The sequence below is a fragment of the Kitasatospora sp. NPDC051164 genome, assembly GCF_044455625.1.
GTDB lineage: Bacteria > Actinomycetota > Actinomycetes > Streptomycetales > Streptomycetaceae > Kitasatospora.
In genome coordinates this window covers 155,677-178,279 of sequence record NZ_JBITFB010000022.1, presented here as the reverse complement: position 1 = coordinate 178,279, position 22,603 = coordinate 155,677, and the positions used below count along the sequence as shown (strand labels likewise).

Here is a 22,603-nt window from a genome sequence, read left to right as displayed (position 1 = left end):
TAGGCAACCTCCGGACTGCCCGCACGGACAGTGGGCCGACCGAGTGGATCACCCGGGTGCAGTGACTCGATCGGGTGACCCACCATCTCCGGGCCCCGCGGAAGGCCAGGAGGATGTGCAGGTTCCGACTAGTGGACCCGGTGATCGTTCTCTCGGGCCCGACGAAGGGCTGGGGCAGTGCGCGAGTAGCCGCCGTGTCGCGATCGTGGCAACTTGGTAATGGAGGCCGGATCTCTGACCAGGTCGCACGGAAACGGCGACGGTTTCTCTCCCAAGGAGCCGAACATGGCCAGCAACGTCAGCCGAGCGTCGGAAGGTAATCAAGTCAGCCGGAAGCCCTTCGCGGGCGGCTGGACCCTCTTCGCAGCCTGCATGATGATCTTCGGCGGAACGATGGCGATCCTCGAGGGAATCGGCGCCATCGTCAACGATGAGCGCTATGTGATCACCGGCAACTACGTCTACAAGTTCGACGTCACCGGCTGGGGATGGCTGCACCTCATCCTCGGCCTCGTGATCGTGGTGGCGGGCTTCCTGCTCTTCACCGGCGCGATGTGGGCACGGATACTCGGTGTGACCGCGGCAGGATTGAACATGATCGCCAACTTCCTGTGGCTGCCCTACTACCCGTTCTGGGCCTTGGTCATGATCGCCATCGACATCTTCGTCATCTGGGCGCTGACGGCCGGAACCCACCGACAGGAGACCCGAGCCTAGGAACGCAGATCCCAGCCGGGCCGGGCCCTCCCGATCCCTCCGCGGATCGGCGGAGCGCGCAGACCCACCAAAAGCCGGTGCTGGGCCCGAGGGTTTCCCTTGGACGTCCCCGGCACCGGCTTCGGACGCTTTCGGCGGCCTGCTCCCGACGGTGATCGAGCTGCTGGAGCCGGTCGGCAGAAGTGGCCAATGACGTCGCGGTGTGCTGCGCGTCGCCCTGATCGCCCCCGATCGGGTGGTTCAGGGTTGGGCGGGCGCGGGGCGTGGGACAGGCCGGTAGTGACGAGATCCAGCGCGGGCCGTCGGGCCCGCCGGTCGGCCACACCTGCCGCCACGTCCATGACTTCAGTTCATCCCGGCCTCGGGGGCGCGTCCATGACCAGCAGCGTTTCCGTGGGACCCGAGGACGCGGGCAGCTGGGTGTCGGCACCCGCCGGCCGTCTGCCCGGCGACATTGCCGCTCGGATCCGGGCGGCCCGGGAGGCGGGGGTCGAGGAGCGCCACCTCGCAGCGATCCTCGCCGAGGCCTTCCCCCTGTTCGGCACCGGAGGCAGGGGCCCTGCCCCGCGGGCCGACGCGTGACCACCACCGCCAACCGGAGCGGCTACACGGCAGCAGGGGCACGTGCAGGCTCACCAGGTCGGCGCGGGTGAGGAGTTCGGGCAGCGAGGTGTAGGTCATGCCGGGTTCCAGGCAGGCCGGCTGCGGCCACGCTGGAGGGCGGGGCGCGGGCACGCCCGCCGGGTGCGCGAAGGCCCCCGGACCGTACGCGGCGGCGGGGTCCGGGGGCCTTCGGCGGGCGGGCGAGCGGTCAGAGGACCGTCTCGGCCTCGAGGTAGCGGTCCTGCGGGACGGTCTTCAGCTCGGCGACGGCCTCTGCGAGCGGCACCAGGTTGATGTTGGTGCCCTGCAGCGCGGTGATGTGCCCGAAGGCGCCCTTGTGGACGGCTTCGACGGCGTGCCAGCCGAAGCGGGTGGCGAGCACCCGGTCGTAGGCGGTCGGGGTGCCGCCGCGCTGGGTGTGGCCGAGGATGACCGGCCGGGCCTCCTTGCCGAGGCGGTGCTCCAGCTCGCGGGAGAGCTGGGTGGCGATGCCGGTGAAGCGCTCGTGGCCGTAGATGTCCTTGCTGCCCTCCTCCCAGTGCATGGTGCCGGGCTCGGGCTTGGCGCCCTCGGCGCAGACCACGATGGCGAACTTCTTCTGGCGGTCGAAGCGCTCGCGGACGACGGCGGTGAGCTTGTCGATGTGGAACGGGCGTTCCGGTACGACGATGGCGTGCGCGCCGGCCGCCATGCCGGCGTTGAGCGCGATCCAGCCGGTGTGCCGGCCCATGACCTCGACGACCATGACCCGCTGGTGGGACTCGGCGGTGGTCTTCAGCCGGTCCAGGGCCTCGGTGGCGACCGAGACGGCGGTGTCGAAGCCGAAGGTCACGTCGGTGGCGGCGATGTCGTTGTCGATGGTCTTCGGCACGCCGACGATCGGCAGGCCCGCGTCGCTCATCAGCTTGGCGGCCTTCAGGGTGCCCTCGCCGCCGATCGGGATGACCGCGTCCAGGCCGAGGTCCGAGCAGTACTTCTTGGCGCGCTCGACGCCGTCCCGCAGGTGGCTCGGCTGGACCCGGGAGGACCCGAGGATGGTGCCGCCCTGGGCGAGGATGCCGCTCACCGAGTCCAGGGTCAGGGGGCGGTGGTGGCCCTCGAGGAATCCGCGCCACCCGTCCTCGAACCCGATGATCTCGTCGCCGTGGTCGACCACCCCCCGGTGGACCACGGAACGGATCACCGCGTTCAGTCCGGGGCAGTCACCGCCGCTGGTCAGCACTCCGATACGCATTAGCTTTGCAACTCCCGAGCAGAACCGAGGTACGGCCGGACTACAGGCTGGGACGACGAGCCGTCACCGTGACGGGGCGCTCCCGCACCGGGGTGGCGGGGGAGTGGCCGTGGGGTGAAGGACCGGTCGATCCGGACAGAACGTCCGAAACCGACCGTAAAGTCGAGCATACGGCCCCTGGTCCGGCCGGGCAGGAGCCGACGTGGGAGCGGCGCCGTCGGCGCCCCCACGTGGATGTGCAGCCTGCTGCCGAGGAGGGTGTGCAGTAGGCAGCCCCATTGTCGTACGTCCGGGGCCGCCCGCGGGCCGGGTGACCGCATCGCGGGCACCCGGCCGGGGCGTACCGGCGTACTACGCGGGGCGCGTCGCGGCGGCGATTCGCTCGGCGCGCAATGCGTCGTACCAGGTGGTGTCGGCCGGCGGCAGGGCGTTGACGTCCAGCGCCAGCTTGATCAGCATGTCGGCCACGGCGGGGTTGCGCGCCAGCACGGGGCCGTGCAGGTAGGTGCCGAAGACGGTGTCCCGCCAGGCGCCCTCGGTGCCGTCACCGGTGCCGTTGCCCCGGCCGACGGTGACGTTGGCGAACGGCTGGACGCCCTGTCCGAGGTGGGTGACGCCCTGGTGGTTCTCGAAGCCGGTCAGCTGCGGCAGGCCGAGCCGGGGGTCGACGTCGGCGAGCACGTCGCCGACGCAGCGGGCGCCCTCGCCGCGCGCGGTCCAGACGTCGAGCAGGCCCAAGCCGGGCTCGCGCTCGCCGAGGTCGTTGATGAACTCGTGGCCCATGATCTGGAAGCCGGCGCAGACGCCGAAGATGATCGCGCCGTTCTCGGCGGCCCGCACCAGGCCGCTGTCGGCGCGCAGCCGCTCGGCGGCCAGCCGCTGCGGGCGGTCCTCGCCGCCGCCGATCAGGTAGATGTCCCCGCTGGTGGGGATCGCCTGGTCGGAGCGGACGTCGATCCGGGTCACGTTGAGATGGCGCTGGCGGGCCCGGCGCTCCACGACCAGGGCGTTGCCGCGGTCGCCGTAGGTGCTGAGCAGGTCCGGGTAGACCCAGACCACGCGCAGGCTGCTCTCACTCATCCTCGAAGGCCTTCCGTCACGAAAAGACTGGTGTGCGGGCGCGGCATCAGCCGGCCACGACCTTCCGCAGCTGCTGGAAGGCGGTGTAGTTGGCGATGGCCTCGATCCGGCCGGGCGGCGCCATCCGGACGGCCTGCTCCAGGGTGTCCACCACGTGGAACTGCAGCCCGGCGACCTCCAGTCGGACGGCCAGGTCCAGCTTGCGCTGGCCCATCACGAAGACCGGGTGCCCGGCGAGACGCTCGTAGTCGACGTCCCACAGCCAGGAGGTGTCGGTGCCGTCGGCGTCGAGGGCGTTGACGGAGAGGATCACCGGGGCAGGCGGGCCGTCGATCAGCGAGAAGGTCTCCAGCCAGCCGGCCGGGTTCTTGGCCAGCAGCAGGCGGATGTCCCGGCCCTGGTACTGGACGACGTCGTAGCGGCCGGCCACGGCGGTCACCGAGCGCATCCGCTCCAGGGCGACCTGCGGGGAGACGCCGAACACGGCGGCGACGGCGGCCGAGCTGGTGGCGTTGGCCAGGTTGGCCCGGCCGGGCAGCTGCAGCTGGATCGGCCAGGCGCCGCGCTGCGGGTCGATCACGTGGGTGCCCTGGAGCGCCCAGTGCGGGTTGGGGCGACGGAAGCCGCACTCCTGGCAGAACCAGTCGTCGCCGGGGCGCTGCATCACACCGCCGCAGGCGGGGCAGGACCAGGCGTCCTCCTTCCACGCCTGCCCGGCGGCCACCCAGACCACCTTCTTGCAGGAGGAGGCGGCCCAGGTCACCAGCGGGTCGTCGGCGTTGGCGATGACCACGGCCTCGGTGTCCTGCAGGCCCTCGCGCCACTTCTCGGCCATCATCCGGGTCTCGGCGGCGCGGTCGAGCTGGTCGCGGGAGAGGTTGAGCAGGGCGATCGCCTTGGGGCTGGTGTCGCGGGCGACCATCGCCAGGTACTTCTCGTCGACCTCGATCACGCCGAAGCGGGCGTCGCTGCCGCCCGCCAGGGCGGAGGTGATGCCGGCCGGCATGTTCGCGCCGAGGGCGTTGGAGACCACCGGGCCGGCGGCGCGCAGCGCCTCGGCGATCAGGCGGGTGGTGGTGGTCTTGCCGTTGGTCGCGCTGACCAGGACGACATCGAGGTGGTCGGCGAGGGTGGCGAGCAGGTCGGGGTCGAGCTTGAGGGCGACCTTGCCGCCGATCACCGAGCCGCTCCCGCGTCCGGCCTTGCGCGACACGGCGGCGGCGACCTTGCCGGCCGTGACCGCGATCTTGGCGCGGGCCGGCAGCGAGGCGTCGCGTGCGCCTGTGGGCTCCGATTCGGTGCCTGCCATGCTCAGTGGTTCCTCCTTGCTGCGGCACCGCCCGGGACCGGATAACGGGCCGTCGGGCGGCGGGGACGGGAGTCAGCCTACCGACTCCGTCGTCCGGCCGGACGATCCGGACCCCGCGCCGCCTGCTGTGACGGGCCGGCGCAGGGTACTGACGCTCCGTCAAGGAGGGCGGTGTACGGAGGGACTCCTCATCCCTTGAGGACGCTCCACCGGCTCCGCAGGGTTCCCGGGGTGCCCCGGTAAGGATCTGGTGAAGAAATGATCAGCGGCTCGGGTGGTGGGTGCGGGCGGCCGGATCCTCGGCGCCCAGGGTGGCCGTGATCACCAGGGTTCCGTCCTCGGCACGGAAGTCCAGCGGCGCGGCCAGCCGGCGCATCGCGGCGATCAGGCCGCTGTTGGCGGCGTGGGTCACCGCGTACACCGTCCCGATCCCGGTCGCCCGGGCCGTCGCCGACAGCCGCCGCAGCAGGGCCTGGCCCAGCCCCTGGCGCTGCCAGGCGTCCTCGACCAGGACGGCCAGCTCCGCCTCGCCGTCGTCCCACATCAGGTGCCCGAGGGCGAGGATCCGCCCGTCCGGGGCGGCCACGGCGAGGCTGCGGCCGTGCCGGGCGTCCAGCAGGTGGTCGAGGTAGCGGTCGGCGTCGCGGACCGGTCCGTGGTAGCGCAGCCGCAGCGCGGCGGGGGAGCAGCGGTCGTGCATCGCCAGGGCCGCCGCCTTGTCGGCCGGGCCGGCGGGGCGCAGCAGCAGCACGGTCCCGTCCGGCAGGGACAGCCGGGACGGGGCGTCCGGCACCCGGTCGGCCGGGCCGTGCTGCGGGTGCGGCTGCGGGTTGGGGTGGTGCGGGTGTGGGTTGGGGTGCGGGTGCGGCCGGGCGACCCGGGACGGGCCGTCGGTGAGCGCGGGCAGCCGGGCGGCCAGGCTCTCGGACGCCGCGCACCTGGGGTCGGACCTGCGGAAGGGCCGGTGCCAGAGCCGTTCGGGGCGAGTGCGTGATGCCGTCATGCGGCCGACGCTACCTACGGTTCGCTTCCGGTCGGTTACGTGATCGTGAACGGGCGAATGCCCGCCCGGGACACAGCCGGGACCGGCCGGGCCGGAACCGGGACCGGGTGGCCCGGGAGCCGGGACGGAGCCGGAACAGGTCCAGACCGCTGCCTCAGGCAGATGGGACAGCGGGCGGCCGACGGTGGATTCCATGACCGGCGCTCCTGGTGAGCAGGACGCCGGGACCCCTTTCCGCCAGGCAACCCGCCGGGCACCCAGCCAAGCACCGAAGGCAGCTCTCATGCGCATCACCCCGTCCGTCGCCGTCTCCGCCGCCACCCCCGCCCTCCCGCACGCCCGCCGCGCCCCGGTCGGCACCTCGCTCACCGCCCTGCTCGACCGGCAGGTGCGCACCCGGCCGGATTCCACGGCCGTCGTCGGCGAGAGCGAGGCCGACGGCCTCACCTTCCTGGAGCTGTCCGAGTCCGCCCGCCGGCTGGCCGCCGAGCTGCGCCGCCTGGGCGCCGGCGCCGACACCTGCGTCGGCCTGTACGTCGAGCCGTCGGTGGAGCTGGTCGCCGGGGTCTGGGGCGTCCTGCACGCCGGGGCCGGCTACCTGCCGCTGTCGCCCGAGTACCCCGAGGACCGGCTCCGCTACATGATCGAGGACAGCGGCACCCGGATCGTGCTCACCCAGGAACACCTGCGCGAGCAGTTGGCCGCGCTGGCCCCGGCCGGGACGGCGATCGTCACCTTCGAGGACGCCCGGGCGAACCGCGCCGCGGCGGAGGGGAGCGGCGCCGAGGGGAGCGACGCCGAGAAGGCCCGCGCCGAGGAGGTCCGGCCGGAGTCGCTGGCCTACGTGATCTACACCTCCGGCTCCACCGGCCGCCCCAAGGGCGTGATGATCGAGCACCGCGCGGTGGTCTCGCAGCTGCGCTGGATGCTCGACGCCGGGCACCTCGACCCCGGGGTCACCGTGCTGCAGAAGACCCCGATGAGCTTCGACGCCGCCCAGTGGGAGATCCTCGCCCCGGCCATCGGCGCCCGCGTGGTGGCCGGTACGCCCGGCCTCTACCGCGACCCGGAGACGCTGGTCGCCGCCGTCCGGCGGCACCGCGTGACCGCGCTGCAGTGCGTGCCCACCCTGTTCCAGGCGCTGCTGGACACCGAGGGCTTCACCGACTGCGCCGGCCTGGCCCGGCTGTTCTCCGGCGGCGAGGCGCTGTCCCGGCGGCTCGCCCGCAATCTGGGCCACGCCCTGCCGGGGGCGAAGCTGGTCAACCTGTACGGCCCGACCGAGTGCACCATCAACGCCACCGCGCACCTGGTCGACCCGGCCGAGCTGGGCGACGGCGCCGGCTCGGTGCCGATCGGCCGCCCGGTCGACAACACCCGGTGCTACATCCTGGACGAGCAGCTGGTGCCGGTCGACGTCGACGGCGTCGGCGAGCTGTACATCGGCGGCGTGCAGCTGGCCCGCGGCTACCTGCACCGGCCGGAGCTGACCGAGGAGCGGTTCGTCCCGTCCCCGTTCAGGCCCGGCGAGCGGCTGTACCGCACCGGCGACCTCGCGCAGTGGAACGCGGACGGCACGCTCCAGTTCGCCGGCCGGGTCGACAACCAGGTCAAGCTGCGCGGCTACCGGGTCGAGCTGGACGAGATCGCCCGCGCGATCGAGGAACACACCTGGGTGCGCCGCTCGGCCGCGATCGTCGCCGGCGACGAGCGCACCGGCCACCGGAACCTGGTCGCCTGCGTCGAGCTCAACCCGCGCGAGGCCGCCCTGATGGACCAGGGCAACCACGGCGGCCACCACCAGTCCAAGGCCAGCAAGCTGCAGGTCAAGGCACAGCTGTCCGACCCCGGCGTGCGCGACCCGGCCCGGCTGGCCGGCCGCGAGCGGGTCGAGCTGCCCGGGCGGCGCGAGAGCGAGGCCCAGCGCCGGGAGACCTTCGCCCGCAAGACCTACCGCTTCTACGACGGCGGCCCGGTCACCCGCGAGGACCTCGCCGCGCTGCTCGCCCCGCGTCCGGCCGGCGCCTTCGGCCGGGACCTGGAGCTGCTGAGCTTCCCCGAACTCGGCCGCATCCTGCGCTGGTTCGGCCAGTTCCACAGCGAGGAGCGGCTGCTGCCGAAGTACGCGTACGCCTCGCCGGGCGCGCTGTACGCGACCCAGCTGTACCTGGAGACCGGCGGCCTCGACGGGCTCGCGGCCGGGCTGTACTACTACCACCCCGTCGAGCACAGCCTGATCCGGATCGGGCCCGCCGAGACCCGCGAGGAGGCCTACCTGACGCTGCACTTCTCCGGCAAACACGGCGCCATCGAGCCGGTGTACAAGAACAATATCCGCGAGGTGCTGGAGTTCGAGACCGGCCACATGCTGGGCGTCCTCGAGGAGGTGCTGCCCGAGTACGGGCTGGACGTGCGCCCGCTCGGCCTCGACCCGGCGGTCAAGGAGCGGCTGGACGTCGCCGAGGAGGACCACTACCTGGGTGGCTTCACGGTCGCCCGGGGCGGCGGCGCGGCCCGCGCCGAGTCCACCGAGCTGTACCTCCAGGTCCACGGGGACCGGGTGGAAGGCCTGCCGGCCGGCCTCTACCGGTACACCGACGGCGACCTGGAGCGGGTCTCGGACGCGGTGGTGGAGTCCCGGCACGTGATCGCGATCAACCAGTCCGTCTACGCCCGGGCCGCGTTCGGCATCACCGCCGTCAGCCGCGCCGAGCAGGAGTGGCTGGAGTACATCGCGCTCGGCACCAAGCTGCACCACCTGCAGCGCAACGGCCGGGGCCTGGGCTTCATGTCCTCCGGCTACAGCTCCAAGTCCGGCCACCCGCTGCCCGCTTCGCGCCGCATCGACGAGATCTTCGCCGGCCGCGGCATCGCCCCCGGCCCGTCGTACTTCTTCCTCGGCGGCAAGGTGAGCGAGGAGCAGATCCGCAGCGAGGGCATGCACGAGGACACCGTCCACATGAAGGGCCCGGCCGAGATCATCAAGGACGAACTGGCCAACCTGCTGCCCGACTACATGCTCCCCAACCGGGTGCTGGTCGTGGACGCCCTGCCGCTCACCGCGAACGGCAAGGTCGACCTCAAGGCCCTCGCCGCCTCCGACGCCGTCCGCACGGCCGACGCCCGCAGCGAGTACGTCGCCCCGGGCACCGGGCACGAGCGGTGGCTGGCCGAGGCCTGGGGGCAGGCGCTGAAGTACGAGGACGTCTCGGTGGCGGACGAGTTCTTCGCCGTCGGCGGCAACTCGCTGACAGCCGTGGCCCTGGTCCACCGGATCAACCGCGAGTTCGGCATCACGCTGCCGCTGCAGGTGCTGTTCGAGTGCCCCAGGCTGGTCGACCTGGCCGCCCGCATCGAGCGCGCCTGCGGCGAGGGCGAGGGCGAGGGCGACGGCGAGGCCGGGGACGGGGCCGGGGCCTCCAGCTCCCGGCTGATCCCGCTGCACCCCGGCGAGTGCGGCCGGCCGGTGTTCTGCTGGCCCGGGCTGGGCGGCTACCCGATGAACCTGCGCCTGCTCGGCCGGGAGGCGAGCGACGGCCGCGCCTTCTACGGCATCCAGGCGCACGGCATCAACGAGGGCGAGACGCCGTACCCGACCATCCGGGAGATGGCCGCCGCCGACGTCGCCGAACTGCGCCGGGTGCAGCCCGAGGGCCCGTACACGCTGTGGGGCTTCTCCTTCGGCGCCCGGGTCGCCTTCGAGGCGGCCTGGCAGCTGGAACAGGCCGGCCAGCGGGTGGAGAACCTGCTGCTGATCTGCCCTGGCAACCCGGAGGTGCGCCGGGACGACGGCCACCAGTGGGGTCGCGAGGCCTCGTACGCCAACCCCGCGTACGTGACCATCCTGTTCGGGGTGTTCACCGGCCGGATCAGCGGCCCCGAACTGGAGCGCTGCCTGACCGCGACGGCGGACGAGGACGGCTTCGTCGCCTCCGTGCACCGGATGCTGCCGGAGCTGGACGAGGAGCTGATCCGCCGGATCACCGGAATCGTCGGTGAGACCTACGAGTTCGAGTACAGCTTCCGCGAACTGGCCGAGCGGCGGCTGGACGCCCCGGTGACCATCTTCAAGGCCGCCGGCGACGACTACTCCTTCATCGAGGGCAGCAGCGGCTACTCCGCCGCCCCGCCCGCCGTGGTCGACCTGGCCGGCGACCACTACGGGGTGCTGAAGGAGCACGGCGTGGCCGAACTCGTCGCCGCGATCCGGGCGCTGGAGCGGACCGCGGACCGGGAGACCGCCCCGGAGCACTGACGCGGACACGCTCACGGATGGCCCAGAATCCGTGAGCGGGGGAACCCCTTCGGATAGGGATGGCTCGGCTTACCGCCGATCCCGTCCCGATCCGAAGGGGTTCCCTGTGTTCCAGAAGTCCGTACGGGCCGTCGCGTGTTGCGCGCTGCTCCTCGTAGCCCCGCTCGCCCTCGCCCAGCCCGCCGCCGCCATCGCCTCCTCCACGGTCACCTCGAACTCCGAGAACAACGGCCCCAAGACCCCGGAGGAGGCCGCCGCCTGCAAGTCCGTCACCAGTGCCCTGCTCGGCGGCTTCGGCTCCATGCTCGGCAACGCCGTGTGCGTGGTGAAGCCCGCCGTCAAGGGCTGATCAGCGCACGACCCGTCAGCGCACGGACTCTGCCCGCAGGGGGCGTCCGTGCGCTGACGTAGTATCCGGCGCCATGACGATCGAGGACGCGAGCACCGCCGACACGGTCGAGGACTGACGGCCGCGCCGGGTGCCGGTCAGGCGATCCGGGTCGGGGGGCCTTCCACGGTGTGGCCGGTGGTGGTGAGGAGGGCCGCGAGGTCGGCCGGGGTGACGGACCGGGGGGTGCGGAGGAAGAGCTCCTCGGGGTGGAGCGAGAGCAGGGTGATCCGGTGGTCGTTGAGCGTGGTGGGGGTGTGGGCGAGCGCCGTGGTGCGCACCCGCCACAGCGTGGTCGGTGGCGGGGCGTGCGGAGACCACCAGCTGTGAAGCACCGCGGTGGCGAGCAGGGCGAGCGCGGAGGTGCCCAGGACAACCGGGCCGTCCGGGCCGTGGACGACGACCTTGGCGATGAGGTCGGCGGCGGTGACGGAGAGGAAGACCGCGGCGAGCTCGACGGTGTCGCGGCGCCAGCGGCGGTCGCGTCGGGCACCGGGGACACGGCGGAGGGAAGGCTTCGAGTGCTCCATGACCTCCACCGTGCCCGACCGGTGTTTCCCGGCCGCGTACCTGCCGTGACCTGGTGGTTACGGTCCGCGTGAGGCTGTTACGGGAGCAGTTCCGCGGCTGCGGCCTTCACTTCGGCGAGGAGGAGGTGGAGGTCGTCCTCCGTCGTCGTGGCGTTGAGGAGGCAGGCGCGGAGCATCTCGTGCTCGCCGAGGCGGGCGCCGGTGACGAAGACCCGGCCGCGCTGCTGGACGGCGGCGGGGAGGTCGCGGTTGAGGGTGTCGCGGGCGGCGGGGTCCAGGTCGGGGGCGCGGTGGCGGAACGCCACGATGGAGGTCTGGACCTCGGCGAGAAGCTCCAACTCCTCGTCGGCGCTGACGAGTTCGCCGAGGCGGCGGGCCAGTGCGGTGCACCGGGCGATGTCCTGGGAGAGGCCGGTACGGCCCTTGTGGGCGATGGTGGCCCAGACCTTGAGGGCGCGGAACGGGCGGGTCTGCTCGGTGCCGTACTCGGAGAACCAGCCGAGCGCGCCGGCCGCCTCGTCGCGCAGGTAGGACGGGACGAGGCTGAAGGTGCCGCGCAGCTCCTCGGTGTCGCGGACCAGGGCGCAGCCGCAGTCGACCGGGACGCCGAGCCACTTGTGCGGGTCGAGGGCGAGCGAGTCGGCGCGCTCCAGGCCGGCGTAGCGGTGGGCGATGGCGGGGTCGAGCCGGCCGAAGGCGCCGTACGCGCCGTCCACGTGCAGCCAGAGGCGCTGCTCCTCGCAGAGGTCGGCGATCGGGCCGAACTCGTCGACCGCGCCGGTGCCGACGGTGCCGGCCGAGGCGACGACCAGGAAGGGCAGCAGGCCGGCCGCCCGGTCGCGTTCGACGGCGGAGCGCAGCTCGGCGGTGTCGAGGCGGCCGTCGGGGCCGGTGGCGACGGTGCGCAGGTGCTTGCTGCCGAGGCCGAGGAGTTCGGCGGCCTTGCGGACGCAGGAGTGGGTCTCGCCGGTGACGTAGCCGACCAGCGGGGGCAGGCTGGCCAGGCCGTCCTCGCGGACGTCCCGGCCGGCCCGGCGGGCGGCGCGGTTGCGGGCGGCGGCGAGGCAGACGATGGTCGCCATCGAGGTGCCGGAGGTGAGCAGCCCGCCGCCGGCCGGGTGCGGGAAGCCGACGAGTTCGGCGATCCAGCGGACGACGGCGCGTTCCAGGTGGACGTCGGCGTGGTCGCCGCCGGCCGAGCTGGGGTTCATCGCGGACGCGGCGAGGGTGGCGAGCACCCCGGCGGGAGCGGGAGCCGAGTTGACCCAGCCGAAGAAGCGCGGGTTGCCGTTGCCCATGGGGTACGGCATGACCTCGCGCCCGATGGTGTCGACCAGTTCGGCGAGCGGGCGGCCGTCGGCGGGCAGCGGGGCGTCGAGCAGGGCCTGGCGCGCGGTGTCGTCCATGGGCTGCCAGACCGGGCGGTCGGGGAGTTCGGCGAGGTAGTCGGAGACCAGTTCGGCGGTGGCGTGGGCGGCGGCGCGGAAGTCGTCGGTGGCCATGCGGGGCGCTCCAGGGGGCCGGGGGGAGGGGAGGCGCGGCATCCTCGGCGCACCCTGATCAGGTGATGGTCGGGTGATCTTACGCAAAGGGCCCGCGCCGTGCGGCGCGGGCCCGGCAGACGGGACGGGGGCGATCAGTCCAGCGAGGCGGACAGGCCGCTTGCCGAGCGGCAGTAGCCCTGCATCTCCTTGTTGGTGATCTTGGCGCAGAGCCGGCCGGCCGCGCCGGCGTCCGTGTAGTTGACCGTGTAGTAGCTGACCAGGCCCTCCGCGCAGGCCTTGCGCTGCCAGCCGTCGGCGGCGGTGGCGCACTGCTGGGCGGCCCAGTCCTCGCGGTCGAGGTTGTACTTCATGGTCCGCGAGCCGACGCCGCGGCTGCAGTCCACCGCCCCGCCGCCGGCCTTGCCGTTGAGGCACCACTTGAGGGCGTCGGCGTAGACCTCGGGGTGGTTCGGGTAGTCGTGCGAGGAGAGGTAGAAGGTCGGGGCGTAGAAGAAGCAGGCGGACTGGAAAAGGGCCGGCTGGTCCTTGCACGGGTAGAGCGGGTCCTGGGCGAGTTTGTCGGCGGGCAGGTTGGCCTTGGCCTGCTCGTCCTCCTCGTCCGGGCCGAAGAGCTGCATGAACAGGCCCTCGGAGCAGCGGATCTTGTTCTGGTCGGTGGGGAACTTGTTGCACAGGTCGCGGGCCTTGGCGACGTCCTGCTTGACGACGAACATCGTGCCGTGGCCGACGCCGTGGATGCAGGGGCCGCTGTTCTTGGGCGCGCAGAGCTTGAGCAGGTCCACCTCGGGCTGGGCGGAGGCGTTGAGCATCTCCTCGACGGCGCCGTGCAGGTAGCCGGCCGCGCAGGTCTCGTGCGGGAAGGAGATGACCTTCTGGAAGTCCGCGTTGAAGCGCTTGACCGCCGCGTGGCCGAGCTCGTGCGCGATCGGGTGGCAGAAGCGCACGGTGTACGGCTTCTCCTTGGTGATCTTGTCGAGGTCGGCGAGGGCGACGCCGGGGTCGGTGGCGTCCATCTCGGCCATCAGCTTGTTGCGCAGCGTCGAGCGGGTCCACACCGCCGGGTCGCCGGTCGGAGTGGCGCTCGCGGGCCCCGCCGAGGTCGGCTGGGCGCCGCCGGCGGCAGGAGCCCCGGGGGCCGCGGCGGCGGGCGTCCCGGTGGCCGCCGCGGGCGACCAGTCGGTGACGGCCACCGACCCGAGGCCCAGGACGCCCAGGAGGAGGGCGGTGAGAATCGCGAAGACTCGCGGCTGCATGACGGGATCCCCCGGCGGATCGAGGTGAAAGGGTTCGCTCCCATCCTGACGGCAGGGGGGCGGGAATCCACGATTTCGCCCGCCATTCGGGAGATGTCGGCGACGCTACCGCACCGTGCGACGCTCGGGAGCGGCGGGATGGTTCCCGGTGATCACCCGGACGGCGCAACGGCCCGTGTGGCCGGGCCGCTGCGCCGTCCGGGTGCGGGGAGTCAGAGCTCCAGCGTGACCTGGTACTCCGTCAGCCAGGCGTCCAGGTCGAGCGCGAGGTCCACGCCCAGCCGGACGGACTGCGGGTCGGTGTCCGGGGCGAGCGCGTCGGCGAGGCGCCGCCGGTCGAGCAGGTCGAGTGCCGGGGACTTCCGCTCGGCGGCGAGCCGGGTGAGTTCGGCGCGCAGCCGGGCCGGGTAGTGCGGGTCGGTGGTCACCGGGTAGGGGCTCTTCGCCCGGTCGGCGATCGCCGCCGGCAGCACGTCCCGGACGGCGGCGCGCAGCAGGCTCTTCTCCCGTCCGTCGAAGCTCTTCATCGCCCACGGTGTGTTGAACACGTACTGGACCAGCCGGTGGTCGCAGAACGGCACCCGCACCTCCAGCCCGTTGGCCATGCTCATCCGGTCCTTGCGGTCGAGCAGGATGCTGACGAAGCGGGTCAGGTTGAGGTAGGAGATCTCACGCATCCGCCGCTCCAGCGGGTCGGCCGCCGCCAGGTGCGGGACCTCGGCGATCGCCTCGTGGTAGCGGGACCGGCGGTAGCCCTCCAGGTCGAGCTTGCGCAGCAGTTCGGCGTCGAGCAGCTGTTCGCGCGGGCAGGAGCCGCTGCCGGCGATGGCGCTGAGGCCCGCGGCCCAGGGGAAGTCCTCGGTGGCGACGCTCCTCGGGTCGTGGAACCAGCTGTAGCCGCCGAACAGCTCGTCCGCGGACTCGCCGGACAGGGCGACGGTGGAGTGACGGCGCACGCCCCGGAAGAGCAGCAGCAGGGACACGTCCATGTCGCCGACCCCGCCCGGCAGGTCGCGGGCGCGCAGCGCGGCGGAGCGCCGGGAGGGGTCGGTGAGGTCGGCGGCGTCCAGCTCGACCACGCTGTGGTCGGCGCCGATGTGGTCGGCGAGCAGCCGGGCGTACGGGCCGTCCTCGGTCTGCCGGACCTCGTCGGCGTGGAAGTGCCCGCTCCGGCCGGTGAACCCGACGGAGAAGGAGCGCACCGGGCCGGCCCCGGCGGCGCGCAGCGTCCGGGCGGCGAGGGCGGTGACGGCGCTGGAGTCCAGGCCGCCGGAGAGCAGCGAGCAGAGCGGGACGTCCGCGTCGAGCTGGCGGTGCACGATGTCCTCCAGCAGGGCCCGGACGGTGGCGACGGTGTTCGCCAGGCCGTCGCGGTGCTCGCGTGCCTCCAGCGCCCAGTAGCGGCGGACCGAGACGCCCGCGCGGCGCACCCGCACCACGTGCCCGGGCCGGACCTCCTGGATGCCCCGGTACGGCGTCAGGCCGGGGGTGCGGGTGTAGCCGAGCAGTTCGCGCAGCCCGTCCAGGTCGACCACCGGACGGACGGCTGGGTGGGCGAGCAGGGCCTTGGGTTCGGAGCCGAAGACCACGCCGTCCGGGGTGGGGTGGTAGTGCAGCGGTTTGACGCCCATCCGGTCGCGGACCAGCAGCAGTTCCTCGCGCCGGGCGTCCCAGACGGCGAAGGCGAACATGCCGTTGAGCCGCTCGGCGAGGCCCTCGCCCCACTCCAGGTAGGCGTGCAGCACGACCTCGGTGTCGCTGCGGGTGCGGAAGCGGTGGCCGGCCGCCTCCAGTTCGGCGCGCAGCTCGCGGTGGTTGTAGACCTCGCCGCTGTAGGTGAGCGCGGCCAGCAGCCGGCCGTCCCGCTCGACCGTCATCGGCTGGGTGCCGCCCTCGGGGTCGATCACCGCGAGGCGGCGGTGGCCGATCGCGGCGTGCGGCTCGAGCAGGACGCCGCCGGCGTCCGGGCCGCGGCAGAGCTGGGTGGCCGTCATCGCGTCGAGGACGCTCCGGTCCCTCGGTTCGGCGGTGAGGTCGCGGTCGAAGGCGACCCATCCGGTGATCCCGCACATCAGCCAGCCTCCGGTCTTCCGCTTCGTGTTCAGGGGATCACGCTACGTGTGGAGTCGGTGACGCTTCAAGGGTTGGGCGGAAGACGAACGAACGCGGGGCCGGGTGGGCGTCGAGGGCGGGTGCGGGGTGCGCCCGGGCCGTGCGACTGGGCCATAAGTCGTCATGTCTGCCCGATATCGGGCAGGAACTTTGGCTTCACGCTTCGATCGACCTAGGCTGCTCACTCGTGCCGAGCTCACCCCACCCTCACGAAGACCTCCTCGCCCACCTGACCCGGACCAGCCCGCTCGGGCCCCGGGAGGCGGCGCGGGTCGTGGCGGAGGTGCTGGCGTACTTCTCCGAGAGCACCGAGGAGTACGTGCGCCGCCGCCACACCGAGCTGCAGGCACGAGGTCTGACCAACGAGCGGATCTTCGCCCGGCTCGCCGAGGAGCTCCCGCAGCGGCGCGTCGCCGCGCCGGAACTCTCGGCCCGCCAGCTGCGGCGGATCGTCTACGGCTGAGCGCCGTCTGAGCGCCGTCGCCCAGGCGGCCCCGGAACGACCTGCGCCACCACGTCTACGCCACCCGTCTACGCCACTACGAACGAGGAGTCCACCCATGTGCGGAATCGTGGCTTACATCGGCCCCAAGGACGCGACCCCCTTCCTGCTGGAGGGACTGGCCCGGCTGGAGTACCGCGGCTACGACTCGGCGGGCGTCGCCGTCACCGGGCGCAGCGGCGGCATCAAGCTCCGCAAGGTGAAGGGCCGCGTCGCCGACCTCGCCGCCGCCGTGCCCGCCCGGTTCAAGGGCACCACCGGCATCGGCCACACCCGCTGGGCCACCCACGGCGTCCCCAGCGACGCCAACGCGCACCCGCACCTGGACAACGCCGAACGGATCGCCGTCGTCCACAACGGCATCATCGAGAACGCCGACGAACTGCGCGTCAAGCTGGCCGCCGACGGCGCCGTCTTCCGCTCCGAGACCGACACCGAGGTGCTCGCCCACCTGATCGCCGCCCACATCACCGAAGGCGTCGAGCTGGAGGACGCCGTGCGCGCCGCGCTCGGCCGGGTGGTCGGCACGTACGGCATCGCGGTGCTCGACGCCGAGCAGCCGGACCGGATCGTGGTCGCCCGCAACGGCAGCCCGATCGTGCTCGGCATCGGCGAGAAGGAGATGTTCGCCGCCTCGGACGTCTCCGCGCTGGTCCGCTACACCCGCCAGGTCGTCCACCTGGAGGACGGCGAACTCGCCACCGTCCGGGCCGACGGCTTCCGCACCTTCACCGCGGACGCCCGCACCACCCACCGCCAGCCGTCCACCGTGGACTGGGAGGTCGACTCCTTCGACACCGCCGGCTACGAGCACTACCTGCTCAAGGAGATCCACGAGCAGCCCGGCTCGGTCGAGCGCACGCTCAGCGGCCGGCTCGACGAGCGCTTCGCCACCGCGCACCTCGGCGGCCTCAACCTGGACGCCCGGGAACTGCGCGAGATCCGCCGGGTCAAGATCCTCGGCTGCGGATCCGCCTACTACGCGGGCGAGATGGGCGCGCAGCTCATCGAGGAGCTGTCCCGGATCCCCGCGCACAGCGAGCCGGCCTCGGAGTTCCGCTACCGCAACCCGGTGATCGAGGCGGACACCCTGTACGTCGCGGTCAGCCAGTCCGGCGAGACCTACGACACGCTGGCCGCCGTCCAGGAGATCAAGCGCAAGGGCGGCCGGGTGCTCGGTGTCGTCAACACCGTGGGCAGCGCGATCGCCCGCGAGTGCGACGGCGGCATCTACCTGCACGCCGGGCCGGAGGTCTCGGTCGCCTCCACCAAGGCGTTCACCTCCACCGTCGTCGCCTTCGCGCTGCTGGCCCTGCACTTCGGCCGCATCCACGACCTGTCGCCCGCCGACGGGCGCCGGATCGTCTCGGCGCTGCAGGCGCTGCCGGACCAGATCCGCGAGGTGCTCGACCAGAGCGAGGCGATCGCCGAACTCGCCGCCGAGTACGCCGAGTCGACGGGCATGATGTTCATCGGCCGGGTGCGCGGCTACCCGGTCGCCCGGGAGGGCGCGCAGAAGCTCAAGGAGATCTCCTACGTCCACGCCGAGGCCTACCCGGCGAGCGAGCTCAAGCACGGCCCGCTGGCCCTGATCAGCCCCGAACTGCCCACCGTCGCCCTCGTCCCGGACGACGAGCTGCTGGACAAGAACCTCACCACGCTGGGCGAGATCAAGGCCCGCTCGGGGCGCGTCATCGCCGTCGCCCACCGCCGCCCGGAGGAGAAGCTCGCGGACCACTGCATCCTGGTGCCCAAGAGCGAGCCCGAGCTGGACCCGCTGCTGCTCAACATCCCGCTGCAGCTGCTCGCCTACCACGCAGCGGTCGCCCTCGGCCGCGACGTGGACAAGCCGCGCAACCTGGCGAAGAGCGTGACGGTGGAGTAGCCCGCACGGAGAGACGTCGGGCCCCGGTCGCTGTGCGGACGACCGGGGCCCGGCCGGTTTCGGGGCCCGGCCTCGCCACCTCACCGGCACCTCGTCGGAGGCTCAGAAGACCGAGCAGCCGGAGAGGGTGGTCAGGGTGTCCAGGGCGGTGACCGCGGCGACGGAGTTGCCGGCCTGGTCGAGGCGCGGACCCCAGGCGCAGACGGCGGCGCGGCCGGGGAGTATGGCGAGGATGCCGCCGCCGACGCCGCTCTTGCCCGGAAGGCCGACGCGGAACGCGAACTCGCCGGCGGCGTCGTAGGTGCCGCAGGTGAGCAGGACCGCGTTGATGCGCTTGGCCTCGCTGCGGGACATCAGGTGCGTGCCGTCGGCGCGCACGCCGTAGCGGGCGAGGAAGGAGCCGGCCAGGACCAGGTCGCGGCAGCTCGTGGCCAGGGCGCAGTGGGCGTAGTAGTGCTCCAGGACGGTCTCGACCGGGTTCTCCAGATTGCCGTGGCTGGCGATGAAGTGCGCCAGGGCGGCGTTGCGGTGGCCGTGCTCGGCCTCGGAGGCGGCGACCACCGGGTCGGTGTCGAGCCCGGGATTGCCGGACTCGCGGCGCAGGAACTCCCGTACCGCGCTGGAGGCGTCGCCGGTCATGGTCTGCAGGCGGTCGGTCACCACGAGGGCGCCCGCGTTGATGAACGGGTTGCGCGGGATGCCGTGCTCGGTCTCCAGCTGCACCAGGGAGTTGAAGGGGTTGCCGGACGGCTCGCGGCCGACGCCCCGCCAGAGCGTGTCACCGCCGTAGGCGACCGCGAGCGCCAGGGAGAACAGCTTGGACACGCTCTGGACGGAGAACGGCTGCTCCCAGTCCCCGACGCCGTACAGCTCCCCGTCGACGGTGGCGACGGCCATGCCGAAGGCCTCCGGGTCGGCGGTGGCGAGGGCCGGAATGTAGTCCGCGACCCGGCCCTGCCCCCGGGTCGCCCGGGCGGCCGCCTCCGCGGCCGCCAACAGCACCGGCCAATCCAGGATCTCCCCGCCGGGCACACCGTTCAACGCACTTCCTCCACCGGCACCGACTACGGACACGATCGGGACCGGGCGCGCGGTGCGGGCGGCGTCCGGTCCGACCAGGATTATCCGTGTTTCGGGGCGGTGCTTCGGTACGGGGTGGGTGGTTGCGGCGGCAACGCGTCGGAACGTGCGGTGGAACCGCGACGGCGCCGGCGGTTTACGGGGCGTTGGTGGGGGCCTGGACGGGCGGGCCGGTCAGCAGGGTGCCGGCGTCGGAATAGGGCCAGCCGTTGGGGACGCAGTCGTGCAGCCCCTTGATCTGCTGCATCATCACCGGCGCCGGAGCGCCCGGGCCCGGGCAGTCGACGTGCCCGTTGCCGAGGATGTGGCCGACCTCGTGGTTGACCGCGAGCGCGTGGTACAGCTCGGGCTTGCCCTGGTAGAACTCGGACAGCTCGGTCCACCGCTTGAGGTTGATCACCACCTGGTGGGTCACGCCGCAGTTCACCCAGCCGCCGGTGTCCAGCCCGTACTGGCCGCAGATCCGGTCGGTGGACTGCGGAGTGGCCAGGTAGACGGTGAAGTCCACCGGGTCGGCGGGCATCCGCTGGAAGGAGGCCGTACCGCCGGCGGCCCAGCCGTGCCGGACATCGCCCAGGACCGCGTCCACCTCGGCGGCGAACTGCTCCGGACTCTCCGCGATCCCGTTCTCCACCCGCACCTTGTACCGGTACAGGTGCTCGCCGGTGCCGAAACGGGCGGAGCCGCCGGGCGCCGTGGTGAACGCAAGCGCGGCCGGGCCGTGCTTGCGTTCGCTCCACGGCTGCCACCACAGCAGGCCGGCCGTCACGGCGGCGGCCACCGCGAGGGCGAGCGCGCCGTGCCAGAGCTTCCAGGGGCGCAGCCGCCGGGCGCGGAGCCGGGTGAGCGTCTTCACCGGCTGCCCCCGAGGTGGTCGTTCGGTCGGGCGGGTATCGGGGCCAGTGTGGACATGGCGGTACGGCTCCAATGCGGGGCCCGGGCGGGCTTCGGGGTTCTACCGGGAGGAACGGGTGGGGACGGGGCAGGGGTTCAGGGGGTTCGCGAGGCCGGGGTGAGGTCTCCTGTCGGATGCGGGGCCCGGGCGGTTCCCGGAACCGCTCGATGGTGTCACCTGTGCGGCGTGTCCCTGGGGTCGGGGGCCGGATTCGGGTGTTGTGGTGCGGGTCGATCCACTCCCCGTGCACGTCATCGGAGGCACCGTCATGTCCACCACCGCCGTTTTCGCCGTCGACGGGATGAGCTGCGGCCACTGCGAGAGGACGGTCAGCGCCGGGCTGTCTGCTCTGCCGGGCGTCACCGACGTCGTCGCCGACGCGCCGAGCGGGCGGGTCACCGTGGCCTCCGCGCAGCCGCTGGACGAGGCCGTGGTCCGCGGCGCGGTCGACGGGGCCGGGTTCACGCTGGTCGGGCCGGCCTGAGTGCGGGCCTGAGTGCGGGTCTGAGGCCGGGTTTGCGCCCGGTTTCGGGAGCGATGCGTGGGGTCCGTCGGTGGGGTGACCGACGGACCCTGCCGCCGTCCGGGGTTCAGCCCATCGACTTCGCGCCGTCCAGGGACTCGCGGATGATGTCGGCGTGGCCCGCGTGCTGGGCGGTCTCGGCGACGATGTGCAGCAGCACCCGGCGGGCCGACCACGTGGTGTCCGCCTGGAACCACGGGGCCTTCGGCAGCGGGTGGGCGGCGTCCAGGTCGGGGAGCGTGGCCACCAGCTCGTCCGTACGGCGCGACACCTCCTCGTACGCGGCCAGGACGCCGGCCAGCGTCTCGCCGGGCAGCATCCGGAACTCGTCGGCTCGGCGGGCGAAGTCGGCCTCGGTCCACGTGGTGAAGTCGGGCATCGCGGACGGGCCATCCACGATGAACTCCGCCCAGAGCCGTTCGACCGTGGTCACGTGCTTGATCAGGCCGCCCAGACAGAGCGCGCTCGCGGTGGTCCGCAGGCCCGCCTGCTCGTCGGTGAGGTCGCGGGTGGTGAAGCGCAGGAAATGCCGCTGCTTCTCCAGCGCGACCAGGAGGTCGGCGCGCTCGCCGGTGACGGTGCTGGGGGTCGCGGCGGGGGTGCTGGTCGTGGTCGGGGTCGTCGTGGTCATGGCTTAGGGCCTTTCGTTCGGTTCCTGCTCCCTCGGACAAGAACCACGCTACGGACCATTGCGGCCACTTCCTGTCCTGAATTCCGGGAAGAATCGGATCCATGGCGAACACCAGCACCAGGACGCTGCGACTGCTCTCCCTGCTCCAGACCCACCGGTACTGGCCCGGCGGGGAACTGGCCGACCGGCTCGGCGTCTCCGTCCGCACCCTGCGCCGCGACGTCGACCGGCTGCGCGAAATCGGCTACCCCGTCGACGCGCAGCGCGGCGTCGACGGCGGCTACCAGCTGGCGGCGGGCGCGGCACTGCCGCCGCTGGTCATCGACGACGAGGAGGCGGTGGCCCTGGCGGTGGGCCTGCAGGCGGCGGCGGAGAGCCCGGTGGAGGGCGTCGCCGAAGCCTCGGTGCGCGTACTGGCGAAGGTGGTCCAGGTGATGCCGGCCCGGCTGCGCCGCCGGGTGGAGGCGCTGCGCACGATGACCGTCCCGGTCGACTGGGGCACCCAGGCGGGCGCGGGCGTCGACCCGGACATCCTCACGGTGGTGGCCCTCGCCTGCCGGGACGGCGAACGGATGCGATTCGCGTACACCGCCGCCGACGGGCGCGGCACCGAACGGCACGTCGAACCGCACCGGCTGGTCTGCCTCAACCGCCGCTGGTACCTCGTCGCGTACGACCTCGACCGCGCCGACTGGCGCAGCTTCCGCCTCGACCGGCTGACCGCCCCGCAGGGCAGCGACGCCCGCTTCGCCCCGCGCGTCCTCCCGGCCGCCGACGCGGCGGAGTTCGTCCGCGCGGGCCTCAACGGGATGCCCCGCCCGCAGCGGGTGGAGGTGCTGATCGACGCGCCCGCCGACCACGTCCGGGCGCGGGTCGGCCGCTGGGGCACGGTCGAGCCCGTCGCCACCGGCCGCTGCCGGCTCCTGATGACCGCCGACTCCCTCGACTGGCCCGCCATGGCGCTGGGGTCGCTGGGCGCCGACTTCGAGGTGATCGGCCCTCCCGGGCTGCGGACGCTGCTCGCGGACTGGAGCATCCGCTTCGGACGGGCTGTGGAGCGGGGGGAGGAGGCCGCCGACTAGGAAGTCGGGTCGGCCG

At 72.8% G+C, this 22,603-nt stretch carries 19 protein-coding genes; 8 read left to right on the top strand and 11 right to left on the bottom strand.

Annotated elements, in window-relative coordinates; genetic code table 11:
- Nucleotides 1-285: 285 nt before the first annotated feature.
- Nucleotides 286-717: a hypothetical protein gene (locus tag ACIBEC_RS30285; protein WP_360502254.1), complete on the top strand. Its 432-nt coding sequence runs from the start codon at nucleotides 286-288 to the stop codon at nucleotides 715-717.
- Nucleotides 718-1,092: 375 nt separating this feature from the next.
- Nucleotides 1,093-1,299 (top strand): hypothetical protein, encoded by a 207-nt coding sequence (locus tag ACIBEC_RS30280; protein WP_360502251.1) that lies wholly within the window; start codon nucleotides 1,093-1,095, stop codon nucleotides 1,297-1,299.
- Between the two features lie 229 nt (nucleotides 1,300-1,528).
- Here ACIBEC_RS30280 and ACIBEC_RS30275 read toward each other — a convergent pair whose 3' ends face one another.
- The 4 genes from ACIBEC_RS30275 to ACIBEC_RS30260 form a co-directional block, all read right to left on the bottom strand.
- The gene (locus tag ACIBEC_RS30275) at nucleotides 1,529-2,554 is read right to left on the bottom strand and encodes a 6-phosphofructokinase (protein WP_360502250.1); all 1,026 of its coding nucleotides are present in this window, start codon (nucleotides 2,552-2,554) and stop codon (nucleotides 1,529-1,531) included.
- A 351-nt stretch (nucleotides 2,555-2,905) separates the two neighbouring features.
- Entirely contained in the window at nucleotides 2,906-3,634 is a 729-nt protein-coding gene (locus ACIBEC_RS30270) for a glutamine amidotransferase (RefSeq protein ID WP_360502247.1), read from the bottom strand.
- A gap of 46 nt (nucleotides 3,635-3,680) precedes the next feature.
- Nucleotides 3,681-4,943, bottom strand: coding sequence for a MurT ligase domain-containing protein (locus ACIBEC_RS30265; RefSeq protein ID WP_360502244.1), 1,263 nt, complete (start codon nucleotides 4,941-4,943; stop codon nucleotides 3,681-3,683).
- Between the two features lie 262 nt (nucleotides 4,944-5,205).
- Nucleotides 5,206-5,946 carry a GNAT family N-acetyltransferase gene (locus tag ACIBEC_RS30260; protein ID WP_360502241.1) on the bottom strand — a complete coding sequence of 247 codons (741 nt, stop codon included), beginning with the start codon at nucleotides 5,944-5,946 and terminating at the stop codon, nucleotides 5,206-5,208.
- Nucleotides 5,947-6,229: 283 nt separating this feature from the next.
- On the opposite strand from ACIBEC_RS30260, the gene ACIBEC_RS30255 reads away from it, so the two are divergent.
- Together ACIBEC_RS30255 and ACIBEC_RS30250 are read left to right on the top strand one after the other, a co-directional pair.
- Nucleotides 6,230-10,201: an amino acid adenylation domain-containing protein gene (locus tag ACIBEC_RS30255; RefSeq protein WP_360502239.1), complete on the top strand. Its 3,972-nt coding sequence runs from the start codon at nucleotides 6,230-6,232 to the stop codon at nucleotides 10,199-10,201.
- Nucleotides 10,202-10,307: 106 nt separating this feature from the next.
- Nucleotides 10,308-10,550 carry a hypothetical protein gene (locus ACIBEC_RS30250; protein ID WP_360502236.1) on the top strand — a complete coding sequence of 81 codons (243 nt, stop codon included), beginning with the start codon at nucleotides 10,308-10,310 and terminating at the stop codon, nucleotides 10,548-10,550.
- Between the two features lie 137 nt (nucleotides 10,551-10,687).
- Here the strand turns inward: ACIBEC_RS30250 and ACIBEC_RS30245 are convergent, their stop codons facing one another.
- The 4 genes from ACIBEC_RS30245 to asnB all read right to left on the bottom strand — a co-directional run bounded on the left by ACIBEC_RS30245 (nucleotide 10,688) and on the right by asnB (nucleotide 15,949).
- The gene (locus ACIBEC_RS30245; RefSeq protein ID WP_360502233.1) at nucleotides 10,688-11,119 is read right to left on the bottom strand and encodes a hypothetical protein; all 432 of its coding nucleotides are present in this window, start codon (nucleotides 11,117-11,119) and stop codon (nucleotides 10,688-10,690) included.
- 77 nt (nucleotides 11,120-11,196) lie between these two features.
- The gene (locus tag ACIBEC_RS30240; RefSeq protein ID WP_360502231.1) at nucleotides 11,197-12,621 is read right to left on the bottom strand and encodes a pyridoxal-dependent decarboxylase; all 1,425 of its coding nucleotides are present in this window, start codon (nucleotides 12,619-12,621) and stop codon (nucleotides 11,197-11,199) included.
- A 134-nt stretch (nucleotides 12,622-12,755) separates the two neighbouring features.
- Complete coding sequence (locus ACIBEC_RS30235; protein ID WP_360502228.1) at nucleotides 12,756-13,877, bottom strand: hypothetical protein; 1,122 nt, start codon at nucleotides 13,875-13,877, stop codon at nucleotides 12,756-12,758.
- Between the two features lie 212 nt (nucleotides 13,878-14,089).
- Complete coding sequence (asnB, locus tag ACIBEC_RS30230; RefSeq protein ID WP_360502226.1) at nucleotides 14,090-15,949, bottom strand: asparagine synthase (glutamine-hydrolyzing); 1,860 nt, start codon at nucleotides 15,947-15,949, stop codon at nucleotides 14,090-14,092.
- A 227-nt stretch (nucleotides 15,950-16,176) separates the two neighbouring features.
- Between asnB and ACIBEC_RS30225 the strand changes: the two genes are divergently transcribed.
- Together ACIBEC_RS30225 and glmS are read left to right on the top strand one after the other, a co-directional pair.
- Complete coding sequence (locus ACIBEC_RS30225; RefSeq protein WP_360502223.1) at nucleotides 16,177-16,452, top strand: hypothetical protein; 276 nt, start codon at nucleotides 16,177-16,179, stop codon at nucleotides 16,450-16,452.
- 97 nt (nucleotides 16,453-16,549) lie between these two features.
- Nucleotides 16,550-18,376 carry a glutamine--fructose-6-phosphate transaminase (isomerizing) gene (gene glmS, locus ACIBEC_RS30220; protein ID WP_360502220.1) on the top strand — a complete coding sequence of 609 codons (1,827 nt, stop codon included), beginning with the start codon at nucleotides 16,550-16,552 and terminating at the stop codon, nucleotides 18,374-18,376.
- 102 nt (nucleotides 18,377-18,478) lie between these two features.
- Here the strand turns inward: glmS and ACIBEC_RS30215 are convergent, their stop codons facing one another.
- Together ACIBEC_RS30215 and ACIBEC_RS30210 are read right to left on the bottom strand one after the other, a co-directional pair.
- On the bottom strand, nucleotides 18,479-19,390 hold the full coding sequence (locus ACIBEC_RS30215; RefSeq protein ID WP_396289337.1) for a glutaminase: 912 nt from the start codon (nucleotides 19,388-19,390) through the stop codon (nucleotides 18,479-18,481).
- Between the two features lie 202 nt (nucleotides 19,391-19,592).
- A complete protein-coding gene (locus ACIBEC_RS30210; protein ID WP_360502217.1) occupies nucleotides 19,593-20,312 on the bottom strand; it encodes a DUF3152 domain-containing protein in 720 nt (239 codons plus the stop codon).
- A gap of 307 nt (nucleotides 20,313-20,619) precedes the next feature.
- On the opposite strand from ACIBEC_RS30210, the gene ACIBEC_RS30205 reads away from it, so the two are divergent.
- Nucleotides 20,620-20,835: a heavy-metal-associated domain-containing protein gene (locus ACIBEC_RS30205; RefSeq protein WP_360502214.1), complete on the top strand. Its 216-nt coding sequence runs from the start codon at nucleotides 20,620-20,622 to the stop codon at nucleotides 20,833-20,835.
- A gap of 106 nt (nucleotides 20,836-20,941) precedes the next feature.
- On the opposite strand, the gene ACIBEC_RS30200 is transcribed toward ACIBEC_RS30205, so the two are convergent.
- Nucleotides 20,942-21,505 (bottom strand): DinB family protein, encoded by a 564-nt coding sequence (locus ACIBEC_RS30200; RefSeq protein ID WP_360502211.1) that lies wholly within the window; start codon nucleotides 21,503-21,505, stop codon nucleotides 20,942-20,944.
- A gap of 101 nt (nucleotides 21,506-21,606) precedes the next feature.
- Here ACIBEC_RS30200 and ACIBEC_RS30195 point away from each other — a divergent pair, with 101 nt between their 5' ends.
- A complete protein-coding gene (locus ACIBEC_RS30195; RefSeq protein ID WP_360502209.1) occupies nucleotides 21,607-22,587 on the top strand; it encodes a YafY family protein in 981 nt (326 codons plus the stop codon).
- Nucleotides 22,588-22,603 lie beyond the last annotated feature (16 nt).

Bases quoted from the DNA above. Each gene is read 5' to 3' on its own strand.
- ACIBEC_RS30285 (WP_360502254.1), top strand. From the start codon at position 286: ATGGCCAGCAACGTCAGCCGAGCGTCGGAAGGTAATCAAGTCAGCCGG.
- ACIBEC_RS30280 (WP_360502251.1), top strand. From the start codon at position 1,093: ATGACCAGCAGCGTTTCCGTGGGACCCGAGGACGCGGGCAGCTGGGTG.
- ACIBEC_RS30275 (WP_360502250.1), bottom strand. From the start codon at position 2,554: ATGCGTATCGGAGTGCTGACCAGCGGCGGTGACTGCCCCGGACTGAAC.
- ACIBEC_RS30270 (WP_360502247.1), bottom strand. From the start codon at position 3,634: ATGAGTGAGAGCAGCCTGCGCGTGGTCTGGGTCTACCCGGACCTGCTC.
- ACIBEC_RS30265 (WP_360502244.1), bottom strand. From the start codon at position 4,943: ATGGCAGGCACCGAATCGGAGCCCACAGGCGCACGCGACGCCTCGCTG.
- ACIBEC_RS30260 (WP_360502241.1), bottom strand. From the start codon at position 5,946: ATGACGGCATCACGCACTCGCCCCGAACGGCTCTGGCACCGGCCCTTC.
- ACIBEC_RS30255 (WP_360502239.1), top strand. From the start codon at position 6,230: ATGCGCATCACCCCGTCCGTCGCCGTCTCCGCCGCCACCCCCGCCCTC.
- ACIBEC_RS30245 (WP_360502233.1), bottom strand. From the start codon at position 11,119: ATGGAGCACTCGAAGCCTTCCCTCCGCCGTGTCCCCGGTGCCCGACGC.
- ACIBEC_RS30240 (WP_360502231.1), bottom strand. From the start codon at position 12,621: ATGGCCACCGACGACTTCCGCGCCGCCGCCCACGCCACCGCCGAACTG.
- ACIBEC_RS30235 (WP_360502228.1), bottom strand. From the start codon at position 13,877: ATGCAGCCGCGAGTCTTCGCGATTCTCACCGCCCTCCTCCTGGGCGTC.
- asnB (WP_360502226.1), bottom strand. From the start codon at position 15,949: ATGTGCGGGATCACCGGATGGGTCGCCTTCGACCGCGACCTCACCGCC.
- glmS (WP_360502220.1), top strand. From the start codon at position 16,550: ATGTGCGGAATCGTGGCTTACATCGGCCCCAAGGACGCGACCCCCTTC.
- ACIBEC_RS30205 (WP_360502214.1), top strand. From the start codon at position 20,620: ATGTCCACCACCGCCGTTTTCGCCGTCGACGGGATGAGCTGCGGCCAC.
- ACIBEC_RS30200 (WP_360502211.1), bottom strand. From the start codon at position 21,505: ATGACCACGACGACCCCGACCACGACCAGCACCCCCGCCGCGACCCCC.
- ACIBEC_RS30195 (WP_360502209.1), top strand. From the start codon at position 21,607: ATGGCGAACACCAGCACCAGGACGCTGCGACTGCTCTCCCTGCTCCAG.